8 protein-coding genes are annotated in these 17,169 nt (G+C 69.2%); 3 read left to right on the forward strand and 5 right to left on the reverse strand.

Annotation, left to right across the window (positions count from 1 at the left end):
• Positions 1-12 precede the first annotated feature (12 nt).
• Positions 13-648, forward strand: a complete 636-nt coding sequence (locus DAT35_RS28265; protein ID WP_108070674.1) for a hypothetical protein — start codon at positions 13-15, stop codon at positions 646-648.
• Here DAT35_RS28265 and DAT35_RS28270 read toward each other — a convergent pair.
• Together DAT35_RS28270 and DAT35_RS28275 are read right to left on the reverse strand one after the other, a co-directional pair.
• Entirely contained in the window at positions 642-1,739 is a 1,098-nt protein-coding gene (locus DAT35_RS28270; RefSeq protein ID WP_108071003.1) for an EAL domain-containing protein, read from the reverse strand. The genes DAT35_RS28265 and DAT35_RS28270 overlap by 7 nt on opposite strands.
• A gap of 9 nt (positions 1,740-1,748) precedes the next feature.
• Positions 1,749-3,185 carry an LVIVD repeat-containing protein gene (locus DAT35_RS28275; protein WP_108070676.1) on the reverse strand — a complete coding sequence of 479 codons (1,437 nt, stop codon included), beginning with the start codon at positions 3,183-3,185 and terminating at the stop codon, positions 1,749-1,751.
• Between the two features lie 180 nt (positions 3,186-3,365).
• Between DAT35_RS28275 and DAT35_RS28280 the strand changes: the two genes are divergently transcribed.
• Positions 3,366-6,905: a PD40 domain-containing protein gene (locus DAT35_RS28280; RefSeq protein WP_108070678.1), complete on the forward strand. Its 3,540-nt coding sequence runs from the start codon at positions 3,366-3,368 to the stop codon at positions 6,903-6,905.
• A gap of 12 nt (positions 6,906-6,917) precedes the next feature.
• Here DAT35_RS28280 and DAT35_RS28285 read toward each other — a convergent pair whose 3' ends face one another.
• Positions 6,918-7,388, reverse strand: a complete 471-nt coding sequence (locus DAT35_RS28285) for a hypothetical protein (protein WP_108070681.1) — start codon at positions 7,386-7,388, stop codon at positions 6,918-6,920.
• Positions 7,389-7,538: 150 nt separating this feature from the next.
• On the opposite strand from DAT35_RS28285, the gene DAT35_RS28290 reads away from it, so the two are divergent.
• A complete protein-coding gene (locus DAT35_RS28290; RefSeq protein WP_158501907.1) occupies positions 7,539-8,768 on the forward strand; it encodes a phosphatidylserine/phosphatidylglycerophosphate/cardiolipin synthase family protein in 1,230 nt (409 codons plus the stop codon).
• A gap of 56 nt (positions 8,769-8,824) precedes the next feature.
• Here DAT35_RS28290 and pbpC read toward each other — a convergent pair whose 3' ends face one another.
• Positions 8,825-11,194 (reverse strand): penicillin-binding protein 1C, encoded by a 2,370-nt coding sequence (gene pbpC / locus DAT35_RS28295; protein WP_108070685.1) that lies wholly within the window; start codon positions 11,192-11,194, stop codon positions 8,825-8,827.
• Positions 11,195-11,254: 60 nt separating this feature from the next.
• Positions 11,255-16,966 (reverse strand): Ig-like domain-containing alpha-2-macroglobulin family protein, encoded by a 5,712-nt coding sequence (locus tag DAT35_RS28300; RefSeq protein WP_108070687.1) that lies wholly within the window; start codon positions 16,964-16,966, stop codon positions 11,255-11,257.
• Positions 16,967-17,169 lie beyond the last annotated feature (203 nt).

The following is a 17,169-nucleotide window of genomic DNA, read 5'->3' on the forward strand; positions in this document are numbered from 1 at the left end:
ACGTTTGGGGGGATGAACGGCTGGCTCGCACTCTCCTTGTCCCTGATGCTCGGGCAGACGCCCTCCCCTTCGCCCTCGGCTGGCGCGAGCCCCACCGCCGAGTCCGCAGCACCCCAGCAAGGCCAGGCCCGAACACCGGAGGAAGTGGAGGCCGAGCTCGCCCTCCGGAAGGCCGAGGTGGAGGAGCTCCGCGCCCAGACCGAGCTGCTGCAGGCCCAGCAGGAGGCCCAGCGGCAGGAGCACCAGGCCCGCATCGAGTCATTGGAGCAGCAGGAAGCCCTCAAGAACACGCGCGCTCAGGAGTTGGAGCAGCTCCGGCAGCAGCAGCTGGCGAGCATGTCGCGCGGCTATGACTGGCTCATCACCGCAGCGGACCAGCTCGAGGCCGGCGAGTTCAGCATCGGCCCGGCCATCACCTCCGCGCAGCAGGAACTCTCCAACGCCCTCTCCACCTCCGTCGGTATCGGCCGCGGTGAGAGCGCACGCCTCATGCAGAGTGCCATGGCCCGGATCTCCACCGTGGAGGGGCTCGTGGCGGATCGGAACTTCTTCCTGGCCCGCCGGCAGGTCCAGGACGCTGGCTTCGAGCTGCACCTGGCCTGGCAGCTCACCCTCAACCGCTCCGGCACCACGCTCGTCAATCAGTAGTAGTGCGGCGTGGCCATCACCGGCGGGCTCGCCGGCTTCGCGATCAGGTAGCCCTGCACGAAGTCCACCCCGTGCTCCCGCACCCACCGCAGCTCCTCCGGCGTCTCGATGCCCTCGGCCACCGTGAGGATGCCCAGCTTCTGCGCCAGCTCCAGCAGCTTCTCCGTGATGGAGGCCTTGTAGCTGTCCTGGTGGATGCCGCGGATGAGCTCCATGTCCAGCTTCATGATGTCCGGCCGCAGCTGGTGGATGAGGTTGAGCGACGAGAAGCCCGCCCCCAGGTCGTCCAGCGCCACCCGGAAGCCCGCCTGCCGGTAGTAGGCGATCAGCGACTTCAGATGGTTGGCGTTCGGCGTGTGGTCCGACTCGATGATCTCGAACACCACGTTCTGCGGCGGCATGCCCAGCTCGCTGATGGCGGCCACCGTGGAGCGCAGGCAGTACGCCGGATCATAGATGGCCGTGGGCGTGAAGTTGATGAAGAGCGGGACCTGCAGCCCCAACCGCGAGGCCTCGTGCACCGCCGACAGCCGGGCCGCCAGATCCAACTGGAAGAGCAGATCCGCGTCGCGCGCCAGCGTCAGCATCCGCCCCGGATTCACCAGCGACCCATCCGGCTCCAGGCCGCGCAGCAGCGCCTCGTAGGCGTACACCTGGCGCGTGTCCTTCGCGTAGACGATGGGCTGGTAGTGGCTGGTGATGCGCTTCTCGGCCAGCATGTCCACCAGCCACCCCGAGCGTGTCATGGTGAAGAGCTGCGGCAGCGAGCCCACCCGGGGGAAGTCCCCCAGCCCCGGCTCTCCGTCACCCTCGACGAAGAGGGCGCGCGTGGCCCGGGACTCCTCGCCCGTCAGCGCGCCCATGACGTCGGCCACGAGGGCGCTCAGGTGACCGCCGTCCAGCCGGACCGCCACGCACTGGGACTCGGGCATCGCCTGATGCTGCCGGCCCGAGTCTCCCAGTAGCCGCACCAGCTTGCCGTAACTGTGACCCAGCGGGAGCCAGAGGAAGAGCCGACCAGGCCCCTCCTTCTCCAGCTTCTCGGGAAGGGTCTGGCAACGCTCACACGACTTCGACACGCTCTGGCTCATGCGCCTCACTCACTGCTCTCGGAAGACGAGCAATCCTCGCGAGGTCTCCGTGGCGTAGATGTACCCGTCACCGGGCACCCTCAGCCCACTGAGGCCGTCGATGAATGTCCGTCCCCGGCCTGGATCCGTCTCCCGCCAGGTATTGTAGTAGGCCAGCTGCCGCGGTGTACTGGGGTTGGACATGTCGAGGATGCGCAGGCCGTCCTGGGTATGAGCCACGTACAACTTGGAGCCCACCAAGGTCAAACCCCCCACCGTGGACTCCGGGCGCATCTGGAACTGGCCCACGACTGAGATATGCTCGGGGTCCGTCACGTCCAGCGCACGAATCATCGACCCCCACCCCTCGCTGGACTCGAAGGCAATCGTTCGGTCTCCGATGGTGCCCGCCGCCACCGGACGGCTGGTGGCATTGTCATACCCGAAGTGACCCATCACCACCGGCTTGGTCCCATCCGTCACGTCCGCCACTCCCAGCCCATAGCGCCAGTAGCCGATGTAGAGCCGGTTGTTGACGGCCACGGCCTCGACCGGGGTCTCCCCCGCGCTGATGGTGGCCTTCGTGTCGTAGTAGCGCGACAGCAGCTTGGGCGTCGCGGGCGTGGAGACGTCGTAGATGAGCACCTCGGCGTCGGGCGAGGGGGACACCAGGTAGAGCCGGTCCCCGTCCACGTAGAGCCCCCACCCCTGCACGCTGGGGCTGGGCAGCGCACCGACCCGCTTGGGCGCCGCAGGGTTGCTCACGTCGTAGATGATCAACCCCTCCTTGGCGCTCGACACATAGAGCGTCTGGCCCTTCACCCAGGAGCGGTACCAGGTGTCGCTCGTGGGGGTGATCTCCGCCACCTTCTTGGGCGCGGCCGGGTTCGACACGTCGTAGACGAAGAGGCCATCCGCCAGCGCCGTCACGTAGGCGTACCCACCCGACACGAAGACGTCCTGCGGCACGCCGCGCGGCAGGGCCGTCTCCGACACGAGCTCCACCCCGGACTGCTCCTGCTCTCCCGCCACCCGCTTGACGCGCACCGCCTCGAAGGTGCCCTGCAGGTCCATCGTGCCATCCGCGCACCGCCGGAACTCGCCCTTCACCTGCTCGGGCGTGGGCGCCTGGCAGCCCGCGATCGCGAAGCGCATGGGCGAGTACGTCCCCTGGTAGTCGCTGGCCAGGAAGAAGGTGTCCCCCTCCACCTGGCTCACCGACAGCGGAGTCCCGAGCAGATGGGACTGCTGCGGCACGAGGCTGAAAGTCCCCGGGGAGGGAACGCCGCTGAGCGTCACATTCGCATGCCAGATCCCCTCCGCCTTGACGGAGGCAAACCCGGACCGATCACAGGCGGAGAGGTTGAAGGACTCGAGCTCGCACTCGTGCTTGGGTTCCACCACCGTGTTCTTGCACCCGGTTGAGAGAAGCAGGACTCCCGTCGTGGCTACCAGTAAACGGTTCATGGGCCCTCCATACCGGGCACCGAAACGGGACGAAAGCACTGGTTCATCCAACACCCTGAGTGGCTGGGACGTGCACCGCTGAGCAATCGTACCGAACCGCTCGCCCGCCCACTCGTTAATATGGGGGGGCCTGCCTAGGTTCGCCCCGTCCCTCGTCTCCCCACCCGGGAGGTCGCCCCTGTGAAACAACGTCTATTCATCGCCACCCTGCTGGCCCTCATCCTCCCCGAGGCGGCGCTGGCCCAGGTCTACGTCATCCCGCGCCGTGCCTACCGGTCACCGGTGCACACGTATGACTTCGAATGGCGGCACCTGGACATCCTCGTCGGCCCCGAGGCCGAGGGTGTCGCCGCCCCGCCCGCCCACAGGGCCCACCAGCAACCGCCCGGAGCCCCGGGTGGCCCCAATCCCACGGCCCTCACGTCGCCGCAGATGCGCTCGCCAGGTGCCTCCTCCTCCGACGCGACGAAGGGTCCCCCGCCCGGGCAGGAGACACCCGGCAAGCCGGGCGAGCAGCAGGGCATCGGTGGCAGTCCCCTGGACTCCATCGAGCCGGGCAGTCCCACGCCCGTGGTGCGGAACCAGCCGGATGGCGGTACGCCCGATGCCGCGGTCGCGAGCGGAGACTCCCTCTACGTCCCCATCGCCCTGCCCACGGATGGAGGCACACCGGACGGCGGCCCCGCCTATGCCACGTCGCTGGGCGTCAAGAGCGGCGGCGTCCGCTTCTACTTCTACGAGAGCGAGCGCAACGTGGCGCAGTACGCCGCGCCCCAGCTCGAGGACACCTACCGCTACCTCGTCGACCGCTTCAAGTTCGTCCCCACGCAGACGTTCCCGTACATCCTCTACAGCAGCTACCAGGAGTTCCTGCAGACCAACGTCACCTCGGTGTCCGAGGGCACGCTGGGCGTCACCAGCACCCAGGGCCACCTGGAGCTGACCCTGCCCTACCTGGGTGACCACCGGCTCTTCGGGGAGATCAGCTCCCACGAAATGACGCACCAGTTCACCATCCAGAAGGTCCGCTATCTGGCCGAGCAGGCCAAGGTGGCGGGGGATCCGCTCAACGGCATCCCCCTCTGGTTCATCGAGGGTCTCGCCGAGTTCTACGCCAAGGGCGGCCTGGATCCCGAAGGCGAGATGATGGTGAGGGATCTGCTCATCAACCCGGACCTGATGCGCGGGTACGCCTTCCTGGACTTCTGGTCGCCCGGGCCCTACGGCTTCCTGTGGATCTACAAGGTGGGCCAGGCGCGCTGCCAGTTCCTCGAGGAGACGTACGGGACGGGCTTCATCCAGAAGGTGCTGGAGAACTCCCCCAAGCTCGTCTCCGGCACGGGCATGACGCCCAACCTCCAGTTCGAGGGGTTGATCGAGATGCTCACCGGGGATGATCCGCAGAAGGTCGCCGCGAAGTTCGAGGAATGGCTGAAGCAGCGCGCCTACCGCACCTACCTCAAGGCCGAGCAGTCCACGCCCAACATGGAGCTGCTGCGCGAGCGCAAGGGCATCGTCACCGCGCTCAACAGCTCGCAGGACGGGCGCGTGCTCATGTACCGGAGCATCATCCCGGAGACGGGTCAGAGCCAGCTCATCATGGTGGATCCGCGCGCCCCCAATGACAGCGTGCGCGTGCAGGGCGACGGCGTGCCCGGCTACGAGTCGCTGCATCCCATCTTCGGGCGCAACTTCGCCCTCACGGATGATCGGTTCGTCTTCATCGCCGAGTCCCTGGCGCGCGACATCCTCTACGTCCAGAGCTACAAGCACACTGCCCAGCCCTACACCCTGGGAGGGACGCTGCCAGCCATGGGCCGCAGCCCCTACGTGACCAACCCCTCCGGGTTGCGCAAGGAGCCGCCCTACAAGGTGAGCTTCGAGCTGGGCGAGCGCGTGGCCTACAGGCTCGCCGACCATGGGCTGATCGCCGCGTACTCGCCGGCCTTCTCGCCGGATGGCAAGCAGGTGGCCTTCATCGGCCTGAGCGAGGTGGGCACGCGCGACATCTACGTGCTGCGGTTGGATCAGGGCCTCAACGCCGAGCCCCAGCAAATCACCCACGACGTGTACGCCGAGCGCAGCCTCGCCTGGGGCCCCGCGGGCATCGTCTACACGTCGGACGCCACCTCGCACGGCTACTACAACCTCTTCCGGGTGAAGCCGGAGGATCCCTCCAAGGTGGAGCGCCTCACCACCGAGGCGAGAGACCACGCGGACCCCACGGTGCTGCCGGACGGCCGCCTCTTCTTCGTGGCCTACGAGAAGAGCCGCTCGGACCTGCACGAGTACACCGGGGGCGGCAGCATCGTGCGGCGCACGGACGTGGCCACCGGCCTCTTCGAGCCCTGCCCCGCCCCGGATGGCAACGTGTGGCTGCTCTACCACCTGTCCGGTGAGCGCAAGCCGGCCCTGCTGCGCTCGCAGCAGTTGATGACCTTCCAGGTCCCCCAGGTGTCGAGCGCCGAGGTGGCACCGCCCAGCCCCCTGCCACAGCGCTCGCTGGAGGGCGCCCAGACCTACAAGCCCTTCGCCCGGGAGAACATCGATCTGGGGCCCATCCTCGGCTTCGCCGGCGCGGGCGGCGGAGGCTTCTACGGCCAGGTGTTCGCCTCGGCCACGGACCGGCTGCGCAACCACGCCATGCTGCTGCAGGTGGCGGTGTACGGCTCCTTCGCCCTGACGGACGGCTACCTGCTCTACCTCGACCAGTCCCGACGCATGACGTGGGGCGGCGGCCTCTTCCAGTCCCTGCGCTTCCGCGTGGACGAGACCCTGCGCAAGGCCACCAAAGGCACCAACCTGCCCTACTACACACTCATCTCCGGCGAGCGCTTCTTCGGCGCCACCGGACTGGCACGCTACCCGCTGAGCACCTTCACCTTCCTCGAGGCCAACCTCAGCATCGGCGGCTCCTCGTACTTCCTCGACCCGGCGACGTCCTTCTACCTCAACCTGCCGGAGCTCAACGGCGTCGGGGACCTCTACAACCTGTGGCGCCAGACCCAGCCCGGCCTGCGCTTCCAGACGGAGGGCTCACTGGCCTTCGGCTACAACACCCTGCGCTACCACTACACGGGCGTGGCCATCTCCGGCAGCTCGTTCATGGCCGAGGTCACCACCGGCGTCCAGCCCTTCCAGGGCGAGCTCTACGGCAACGTGCGCCTGGACGCCGAGCGCTACTTCCCCATTCCCCTGGGCAGCACCCACGTCATGCTGCGCGGCGGAGCGGGCACCTCCTACGGCGGACGCTTCGCCCGCTCCTTCTACCTCTCCAGCTTCGACACCCTGCGCGGCGTGCCGTTCGGCGATGAGCGGTGGTTGCTCGGCCCGCACTACCTGTACTCCACGCTCGAGCTGCGCGTGCCGCTGGATGCGCTCATCCGCATCGCCTTCCTCAACACCCTCATGGGCGTGGCGGGCTTCGACGCGGGTGGCGTGGGGAGCTCGGCACGTGACGTGTGGGATCACCGCGTGCTGGATGCGGCCGTGGGCGTCAACGTCGGCCTCGGCCCCATCCTCCTGCGCCTGCACTTCGCCTACCCGTTCGACATCAATGCCGCCGCCGGCAGGCCCGCCACCAAGTGGGTGACCCAGTTCTCCATCGGCCTCGCCGGACTCGAGGGCTACCTGTTCAAACAGCACCGCGCCCCGGCCGGGAGGAAGGAGGCGCCCCGGCCCCCCGTGACACTCGGGGGGATGCAGATCGGGGCGAACTGAGGCACGGGCGCCTCAGGATTGGGCGGCCACCAGCGCGGCATTGGCTCGCGCCAGGGGGCCGCCCTCGTGCGGAATCCGCTCGAAGTCGCCTCGCAGGGCCTTGAGCGCGAACTTCTCCAGGTCCATCTCCCTGCGAGTCCGCACACCCATCGCCCGGATCAGCTCCGCCATCGGACTGAAGCCCAGGAGGCCGTGCAGCAGCAGCATCCCCGCCGCCACCCCGCTCACGCGCCTCCACCCGCGGCCGGCCTTCTCCGACAGCAACAGCCCGAGCACCGAGACCGATGACATCGCCACCGTCACCACCCGGTTCAGATCCCACTCGGACTCCAACTTCTCCAGGTAGCGGGTGATGGCCGCGCGATCCATCCGCTCCGCCATGTGCCGGACACACCGCTCCACCCGCTCATCAATCTTCCGGTTCACCACCTCCGGTGTGTGCGAACGCACCGCATCGGTCGACATCCGGTTCCAGGATTCCATTGCGCCTCACCTCCACTCTGGCAGGCCATCTGTCCGAAGGTAGGGACGCGGACACTCCCGGGTCAGGACGGGCAGGCATGCAGGCCGGCTGCTCGCCCGTCCCCGTCCCGCCCCTGCGCGGCGCACGGACGGATGCCTAGCTTGCACGGGGTGAATCGTCTTCCGCGCTTCCTGCTCGTCTGCCTGCTCTCCGGCACGGCGTGCATCTACCGCGAGCATCCACAGCAGCTGCGCATCCACGACGACCTGCCGGACTCGGGGCCGGAGCTGTCACTCGCCCTCTACCAATCCGTGGGCGTGGGGCTGCGTCCAGGCCATGTGGTGGAGCTGGTCCAGGACGAGCACATCCCCGAAGCCCTCGAGGCGGAAGCCCGCCAGGCCCGCGAGTCGCTCCACCTGCTCGTCTCCAGCTGGCAGCCGGGCGAGGCCTCGGAGCGCCTCGTGCGCGCGCTCGCCGAGCGACGGCCGGGCGTGGTGTGCCGCATCCTGGTGGATGCGCTCCACAGCCCGGGCTTCGTGGACACGGTGCAACCGCGGCTCGTCCAGCTTGGCTGCGAGGTGCGCGACTTCCGCCCCTTCGTGGGAGAGACGGTGGTGTTCAATGACGAGCGGCTGCAGGCGCGCAACCACCGCCAGCTCGTCATCCGCGACGGCCGCAGCGGCCTCACGGGAGGCGCCGGCGTGGGGCCCTCCTGTCGCGACACCTATGTCCACGTGGAAGGTCCCGCCGTGCGTCAGTTGCAGCAGACCTTCGCCAGGGACTGGCTGGAGGCGGGCGGCGGGTTCCTGCCCGAGTCTGCCTTCCCCCCGCTCGAGCCCCGGGGCGAGGCCCGCGCGGGCTTCGTCGCGAGCACCGGCTCGCCCTCGCTCAGCTACTCCGAGCGCATGGTGCAGGTGCTCATGGCCGCGGCCCGGCGCCGGCTGTGGCTCACCAACGCCTGCTTCATCCCCACCACCGCCACCGTGGACACGCTCATCCGCAAGGCCCAGGAGGGCGTGGACGTGCGCATCCTGGTGCCCGGCATCCCGCCCGAGGGCCTGCCCGGAGGGCTCGCCGCGCAGCGCGTTTCCTATGAGCGCCTGCTGGAGAACGGCGTGCGTCTGTGGGAGTACCAGGCGGTCCCCCTGCACTCCCGCACCCTCGTGGTGGACGACCGGGTGGCCGCCGTGGGCTCCAACAACCTGGAGGCCAACTCCCACACCCTGCTCGAGGAGGGGAGCCTCGTCGTCGAGGACGCGCCGCTCGCCAGCGAGCTCGCCTCCAGCTTCGAACAGGACCTGACGCACGCGAAGGAGATCCGCAGGGACGACTGGCGGAAGCGCGGGCTGTTCCAGCGCTTCGACTACCAGCTTCCGCCCTCGACCACCGGATGCCGCTGAGCGGGTACTCCCGAGCCCGGTCTGGCGGCACAGGGGATGGCCCATCGCCTCGAGGCTCAGCGCCGCGCACGCACCTCCAGCGTCCTGCGCGCGCTGAGTCCCCGGTCGTCCGAGACGAGAATCTCGTGGGTGCCCACCGTAGGGGCCCACCACACCCGCTCATCCGCTCGCGCCGAGGCCAGGAAAGCCCCATCCACGAACCACGTCAGCTCCCCGTCTCCCTCGGCCTCGGCCTCCAGCGGCACTTCCTGTTGGTCCGCCGGAACGCCCGGGATGAGGAGCGCCACCTGCCCCTGTCCGGGTGAGATGATCTCCGGAGCGCGCTGAGCACCCCCGGGCTCGCAGCCGGGCGCGGGAGCGGGGGGCTGGGGCAACAGACGGTGCTGCTCGGCCAACCAGCGCCGGATGCTCGCCGGCCAGGAGAGATACACGCGCGACTCCGTCCGCCTCCCGGCCCGGCACGAGGGGCCCACCGCGAGCCCCGTCTTCACGTCCACCTCCACCCGCTGGTGATAGGGGCAGGTCTCGGTGGGCACATGGCTGCGCCTGGCGAACACGAGGCGCCGCTGGGTGCAGGCCTCCGTCGGCAGGTGGCCCGAGTAGGCGCACACCTCGACCTGGGTGAGATCCGAGGGCACCACCGCGTCCGCGTCCTCAAGCCGTCCTCGGGGCCCCAGCCCCTCCAGGATGTCGAACAGGAGCGGCCCCGCCGCCTCCGCGCCCACGATGTGCACGCTGGGGGTGTTGTCGAAGTTGCCCACCCACACCACCGCGGTGTGCCGGGGCCCCGAGCCCGCCGCCCACGCATCCCGGTGGCCGAAGCTCGTTCCCGTCTTCCAGTGCACCCGTGGCGGCAGACCCGTCAGCTTGCGGCGCGCGGGGAAGTCCGGCCGATCCTTCAGCGACAGCGCGCGCCGGGTCAGCCATGCCGCTCCGGGAGAGAAGATCTCCTGGGCACCTGACTCGGGCTGTCCCTCCTCCAGCAGCTTCAGCGGACGCGCATGACCGTTCTCGGCGATGGCCAGGTAGACGCCCGCTACCTCCATCGGCGTGAGCTCGATGCCGCCCACCGACGCAGACAGCCCGTAGTGGCCCGGATCCGGGTTCAGGCTCGTCACTCCCGCCAGCCGCAGTGCCCCCAGGAAGCGCTCCACCCCGAGCCGCTGCAGCAGCTTCACGAAGGGCAGATTGAGCGACTGCGAGAGCGCGTCCTCCAACCGCACCAGTCCCTGGAAGCGCCCGTCGAAGTTGCGCGGAGCGTAGGTGCCGTAAGAGGTCGGAATGTCCGCCACCAGCTGCTCGGGCCCCGCCAACCCCTGATCGATGGCGAGCGCGTAGATGAGCGGCTTGAGCGCCGAGCCCGGCGAGCGCGTCATCGCGAAGCCCGGCAGCTGCCCCCCGTGCGCCGTGTCGAAGAAGTCGAAGTTGCCCACCAGCGCGACCACCTCCGCGCGCTCCCGGTCCACCACCACCGCCGTCCCGTTGTAGATGCCCTTGGCGCCCAGCTCCGGCGCGGACTCGCGCATCACCCGCTCCACCAGCCGCTGCGAGCCCGCGTCCAGCGTCGTGCGCAGTCGCGACTGTCCGGGCCGCTGGGTCCGCAGCCACACCGCCGCATGCGGGGCCTCGCGAGGAAAGGGCGTGAGCTGTGTGGGCACCGCCGTGGCGCGCACCTCCGCCAACGCCGCCTCCGGTGTCACCCGAGCCCCCTGCGGTCCCAGCGGCAGTGCCACCTCATCGAAGAGCCGCTGTGCCACCTCGTCTCGTGCCGCCTTCAGCCGCGCCGCGTTCTCCGGCGTGGGGAAGCGCCGGTTGGGGTTCTGCGGCACCGCCAGCAGCGTTGCCATCTCCGCGGGGCTCAGATGCGTCGCCCGGTGCCCGAAGTACGCCAGCGCCGCCGCCTCCACGCCCTCCATGTTCCGCCCGTAGGGCACGAACTGGAGGTAGGCCGCGAGGATCTCCTTCTTGGACAGCCGCAGCTCCAGCTGTGCCGCCCGCAGGGACTCGACGACCTTGGACACGAGCGTGCGAGGCCGGGGCTCCAACACCCGCACGAGCTGCATGGTCAGCGTGGACGCCCCGGACACCCGCCGGCCGCGCAGCACGTTCGTCACCGCCGCGCGCACCACCGCGACCGGGTCCACTCCCGGGTGCCACAGGAAGCGCTTGTCCTCGAGCGCCAGCAGCGCCTGGACGTATGCCGGATCCACCTCCTCCAGGACCGTGGGCACCCGCCACCGCTCATCCGGAGCCAGGAAGACGTGCGCCGGAGTGCCATCCCGGTACTCGACCACCACCGAGTGCGGCTCGGAGAGACGCTCGGGGAGAGGGATCAGCCAGGCCGCGGCGAGGGCAGCGAGCGTGAAACACAGGAGGAAGAGGGCTCCCTGGAGAACCCGCTTCCTGGAGATGCGAAGTGCCGGCATGTAAATCGTACCGCGTACGGCGGAGCGCGGTGCCCGAGAGCACCGCGCCCCGCGAATGAACTACAGCAGGAAGTCCTTCCAGGGGCCGGAGACCTCCACCGAGCCTCCTGCCTCGCGCGCCCAGATGCGGGGCTCGTACATCGCCTCCGCCTCCACCGGCGGCAGCGTGAACTTGCCAGACGTCACCGCGCGCACCGCGTAGACCACCGTCTTCGTCTCGCCCGCGTCCAGGCTGCCGAAGACCTCCACCCGGTCATCCCGGATGTTCACGTAGTCCGCGCTCCACTGATCCTCGGAGGAGGCCCACTCCACCTTGCCGCCGCGCCCGAGCCGCGCGTTCTCGATTTCCCAGCCCGCCGGCAGCCGATCCACCAGCGCGATGTTCTGGATGCGCTCGCCCGAGGTGTTCTTGATCTTCACCTCCACATAGATGAGGTCCGCCAGCTTCACCGAACCGCCCTCCACGTCGAGCTCATCCCCCTCGAGGTTGCGGTACTGGCGCGAGAGGGTGAGCCCCTCGCCGCCCGTGCGGTACTGGCCATCCGAACGGACGCCATCGCTGGCGAGCACCAGGTAGAGCTTGCCCTCGCCCTTCTCCGGGACCTTCAGGGTCAGCCCCTTGCGCTCGCTCGCGCGCACCAGGGCCCACGTCCGGTCGGAGGCGCGCTGCTTGGAGCCATCCTGCGCCGGCACCTCCTTGCCGTCCGCCGTCAGCACCGGCGGAGTGAACTTCGAGGCCGCTCCCGCCACGCGCTTGCCCAGGCCGGTGATGCCCCAGACCAGTTCCTGCGTGGTGTAGTAGCTGCTGCGCTCCTGCTTGAGGGCCTCGGCCACGCGCTGCGCAAGCGGCTCGCCCGACGCGTCGTTCCCGAACAGGTCCTGGAACGTGCTCAGCATGAAGCCGCGCCGGCGCCGATCCGAGTAGAAGGACCAACTGTTCCACCGCTCGTCCACCACCGCGGAGACCTCCGGGTTGCGCAGGTCCTTCTCGTAGCGGCGGTCACCGGCCTGGTACAGCGCGGCCTTGAGCATGAACTCCTGCTCCGCCCGCTGGCCGTTGCTGTAGAACTTCTGGCTGCCGAGCTGATCGATGAGCTTCTGCACCCGCGCCTTGTGGCCCTTGCCAGCCATGGCCAGCACGTAGTGCATGTAGGCCTCGGCACCATCGTTGTAGGAGTCCGACGCCGAGCGGTTCTCGCGGCGTGTCACCTGCTGGTTCATCCACCCGATCGCATCGTCGATGCGGTCCTGCGGCACCGCGTACTTGCGCTTCTGCGCGTCCAGCAGCATGTGCGTGACGTAGGCCGTGCCCCACTCGACCGGCTCGGTGGCGCCCGGCCAGTAGCCGAAGCCACCCCCGGGCGTCTGCATGGAGAGCACCCGGTTCACGCCCGACATCACCATGTCCTCCACCTTCGCGTTGGCCGTGAGCGTCGGATCCACGCTGTCGATGAGCTCGGAGACGTAGAGCAGCGGGCGGGTGGAGGACGTCGTCTGCTCGATGCAGCCGTGGGGGTATTGCACCAGGTACGACAGGTGCTGGAAGGACTCGGCGTAGGGATTCGTAGTCACCCAGAACGTCGAGCGCTCGCTGGTGGGCAGCCAGCCCTGGAGGTACTTCGACAGGTCCAGCGTGCCGGAGGCCAGCTCGATGCGCTGCACCTTGCGCTCGCGCGGGCCCGAGGGGAGCAGGGGCACGTCGAGCTGCTCGAAGGAGGTGTGCCCGCCGCCCTCGGCGGTGACCTTGAGGCGGGCCGCCCCCACCGCCTGCACCGCCCTGGCCTGGAAGACGAGCGTGGCCGCCTTGCCATCCTCGAGCCGCACCTTGCCCTCGCTCTTGCCGAGCAGTTGCAGCGGTGAGGCCATGGACGCGGGCATGGCCATGCCCGGCACCGGGAGGTTCTCCGCGGAGAGGGACACCTTCACGTCCTGCGCCTTGCCGGAGAGGTTGGTGACGAAGACGGGGACTTGAATCTCATCCCCCTGGCTGAGGAAACGGGGCAGCGTGGTCTGCAACACGAGCGGGTCGCGCACCAGCACCTGCGCGCTGGCGTGGCCGATGCGCTTGGGACCGCTCGTCACCGCCATCACCCGCACCGCGCCGCGGTACTGCGGCAGCTTGAAGGGGACGCGCAGCTTGCCATTGGCGGGCACCGGCAGCACGCCGCTCCAGAGGGCCACCGGCTTCACCGGCTGCACGCGGCCCGAGGCATCCCCGCCCTCGCCGTCACCACCGGTGGAGCGGCTGGCGCCCGCGGGAGGAATCAGCAGCGTCCACCCGAGCGTCTCGTACGTCTGCACGCCCAGGGCCCGCTTGGTGAAGAGCTCCGCGAGCGGATCCGGGCTCTTGAAGCGCGTGAGCGAGAGGATGCCCTCGTCCACCACCGCCACCGTGGCGACGGTGCCGTTGTCCACCGCGCCCAGCTCCAGGTCCACGGTGAGGGTGTCATTGGAGCGCACTTCCTTGGGCACGTTGAGGGTGACGGCCTGGGTGAAGTCCACCGGCTCCAGCGTCATGCTGGCTACGCCGAAGGCCCGGTCCGGCATGAAGGCCTGGGCGGACTCGAGGTGTGGGTCCTTCACCAGGAAGGTGCTGACGTAGACGTTGGGCGCGAAGGCCGAGGGCTTGAAGGTCCACGTCACCTCGCCCGGCTCCACCGCCTTCCACTCGGCGGCCTGCACACCGTCCGTCTCGGCGGTGAAGAGCATGCGGCCCCGGTAGGGCGCCTTCACCTTCACCGTGATGGAGTCTCCCACCTTCGCCGAGCGCGGCAGCTCCACCGCGAGCGAGGTGGGCCGCGCCGGCCGGGGCGTCTGGTCCACCCGCGTGGAGGACTCGTCCCACCAGTAGTAGCGGCCGTGGCCCTCGAGCTGAAGGTCCGTCTGCGCCGCGCCGGACTTCACCCGCACCAGGTAGCCCGCGGCGTCCGTGGACGGCGTCACCTGGAGGGAGAACTTTCCGCCCTCGGGCTTGACGGTGGCGCGACCCTCGCGCACGGGGCGCAGGTGGCGCTGGTAGCGCTCCTCGCCGGAGCTCTCGTCGTAGAAGTAGCCATACTCCTCGTCCAGCCGCAGGTACTCCACCTGGAGGGACTTGAGGGCCTTGCCGTAGAGAGCGCCCTGCCAGTCCACCACCACGCCGGTGACGGTGAAGGGCTGGTTGGCCTTCACCTTGTCCACATTGGCCTGGAGGCCCACGTAGTACGCCTCCGGGTGCACCGGCACGTTGGCCTCGCCCAGCGTGGAGCGGCCGCTGCCGGCCTCGAAGACGCTGGCCTGCGCCACCAGCTTCGCCGGGCCCTTGAAGCCGCCCGCGTCCTGCTGCGCCGGGCATCGAACGATCGTTCGACCCTTTCCATCCAGCTCGGCCTTCACCTGCCCCAGCACGGTGGCCTTCGCGTCCGCGCCCTCCGGACGCCACACGCCATAGGCGTACTGCGCATTGTCCTTCGGACGGAAGACGGACGGCTCCAGCCTGCACGTCACCTCCACCGGGCTCTTCTCCGCCGAGCCACCGAAGAGGTACGCGGCCTCCACCGTCAGCGGCACCTCCTCGCCCTGCACATAGCCGGGCTTCTCGGTGGTGGCCGTCACCTTCATGCGCTCGGGGACGAACTCCTCCACGTTGAGGCCGTACGAGGCCACCTGCTTGCCGGCCACGCTCAGCACCACGCGGTAGGCGCCCGTGTCCTGGTAGGCCTCGAAGGGCACGTCCTGCGACACCAGGCCCGCCTCGTTCGTCTTCAGCATCACCTTCTTCAGGTCGCGCTCGCGCGGGTCCACCACCTTCAACTCCACGGGCATCCCCACCGGCGGCGCCATGTCGTCCTGGCCGCGCAGCACCGCCGCCACATGGGCGGTGTCACCCGGGCGGTACACGCCCCGGTCCGAGTAGATGGAGGCGCGATAGGGCTTGTCCGAGCGGTACGGCTCGCCCTGCACGTCCGAGTTGGCGATCTCCGTCTTCAGCTCGCTGTACTTGAGGTAGGTGAATTCGTCGCCCTTGCGCGCGAGCAGGGCGAAGGGCTCGGCGGTGTCCACGCCCGGAGCGGGGACGGTCAGCTTGCAGCCGTCCGAGCCACCGGTGGTGCAGCGGGCCACCACCTGACCGCTCTTCTTCACCAGGGAGACCTCGACGCCGGGCAGCGGCTCGGTGCTCTCCATGCCGAGCGCCCACACGAACACCTCCTCCTTCGCGTCCGAGCCCCGGGGCGCCATGCCGCGCTTGGCCACCAGGCTCAGGTCCGTGAGGAGGATGCGCGAGGAAGCCGACTTGTAGCCGCCCGAGGCGGTGATCTCCACGAGTCCCCGGGTGCTGGCGGGCACGAGGCTGCCCACGTCCAGCCAGGTGGTGGCCAGCGTGTCCTGAGCGCCCTGGAGAGGCAGCGTCTTGCGCACCAGCACGTTGGAGGTGCGCTCGTCGGCGACCTCCTGGCCGTCATTGCTCATCCAGAAGAGGAGGTTCTCCTGGGGCACGTTGCGCACCACGAGGTCCACCGAGTCCAGGTTGAGGTGGTTGAGGGGCAGGTTGCGCCAGGCGCTGCGCGGCAGGTAGCGGCCGGTGGAGCCGAAGCTGATCTGCGGGCTGCGCGCGGAGATGGAGAAGGACCTCTCGTAGGTGGACAGCAGCCGGCCGCCCGTCGACGACACGGCGCCCGCGTCGATGCGCATGGAGTAGGAGCCGCGCTTGAAGTCACCGAAGACACGGAAGCCCCAGCGCGAGGGAGACACGGAGAACTTCACCGGCGGGTTGAAGTGGAGGGTGTCCGCGGCGGAGTCCTCGTCGAGGCTGCAGCGCTCGGTCTTGTCGCCGTAGTACTCGTAGTCCTCCTCGCCCTCATCCCGGCTGGGCTCGGCGTCCCCGCCCAGCTCGCGGCAGCGGACCTCGATGTAGTGGCCGGTGGAGCCCTCCCGCGCGTAGGCGTTGGTGATGTCGAGGCGATTGCCCCCGGTCAGCCCGAAGGAGCCCTCGCCCGCGGCCGCGGTGCCCGCCTTGGACCCGGCCGAGGCCATGCCCGGCTTGAGGGTGAACTTCACCTGAGCGCCCGAACGGAGGCTCGCGCCACCGAGAGCGGCGGTGACGATGTAGCGGTCCGTGGGGTGCGAGCGCAGCTTCACATCGGACAGCGCCTTGCCATCCACGGAGAAGGAAACGAAGCGGCGCACGTTGGCCACGTCCACCGGGCCGGAGAAGACGAGGTCCGCCTCCACCTTGCCCTTGCCCACGTCCATCTGCCGGGGAGACAGGCGCACGAAGGCGAAGGCGGGTGTGGTGAAGGAGCGGGTCCACTCACCCGAGGCCGTGGGCTTCACCACGGTGCCATCGGCCAGCTCCAGCGATTCGAGAGAGACGGTGTACTGGGTCGTGAAGGCGAAGCTGTCGCGAGGGGTGAAGACGAGCGTGGAGCTACTGCGGAAGGTCAGCGAGCCCTGCACGTCCGGAGACACGGTGACGACGGTGCCCTTCTTCACCGTGTTGTCCTCGGGAGCCACGGCGCGGGGGAACTCCAGCACCACCTCGCGAGGCATCATGCCCTCGGAGCCGATCTCGTGGATGACGGGAGTGAGGGACTCCGCCGAGGGAGGGACGCCCGTATCGGGCGAGCCGCTGGCCGGGGCGCCCGGGGTGGAAGACGTGCCGGACGATGCCGGGGTGCTCTTGGACTCGTCCTTGTTGCAGCCGGCGAGCGCACCCACCAGCAGCGCCGCCAGCACCCAGCGGGCTCTGCCCATGCGGGGTGGCTTCGGCATCGGAACGAACTGCGGACCCATGATTCCTCCGAGGAAATGACTCGTGTTGTTCACGCGGCGTGCCGGAGAGCCGGACGCCGTTCCTGATGGGGGTTGTGGCTGGTAGCACACGGCCCGTTCGCGTCCCCCCGCGCGGTCGAGCGCCCACACAGTGGCCAGCGAGCCGCAGCCCGTCTCCAGCCCGAGTGGGACCTTGGAATCGGCCACGGACGCTAGGGCGGCTC

Source organism: Vitiosangium sp. GDMCC 1.1324 (assembly GCF_003044305.1).
In the GTDB taxonomy this organism is placed as follows: domain Bacteria; phylum Myxococcota; class Myxococcia; order Myxococcales; family Myxococcaceae; genus Archangium.

What these genes read in the sequence shown, in the direction of transcription:
- DAT35_RS28265 (WP_108070674.1), top strand. Translation starts at nt 13, where the DNA reads ATGAACGGCTGGCTCGCACTCTCCTTGTCCCTGATGCTCGGGCAGACG.
- DAT35_RS28270 (WP_108071003.1), bottom strand. Translation starts at nt 1,739, where the DNA reads ATGAGCCAGAGCGTGTCGAAGTCGTGTGAGCGTTGCCAGACCCTTCCC.
- DAT35_RS28275 (WP_108070676.1), bottom strand. Translation starts at nt 3,185, where the DNA reads ATGAACCGTTTACTGGTAGCCACGACGGGAGTCCTGCTTCTCTCAACC.
- DAT35_RS28285 (WP_108070681.1), bottom strand. Translation starts at nt 7,388, where the DNA reads ATGGAATCCTGGAACCGGATGTCGACCGATGCGGTGCGTTCGCACACA.
- pbpC (WP_108070685.1), bottom strand. Translation starts at nt 11,194, where the DNA reads ATGCCGGCACTTCGCATCTCCAGGAAGCGGGTTCTCCAGGGAGCCCTC.
- DAT35_RS28300 (WP_108070687.1), bottom strand. Translation starts at nt 16,966, where the DNA reads ATGGGTCCGCAGTTCGTTCCGATGCCGAAGCCACCCCGCATGGGCAGA.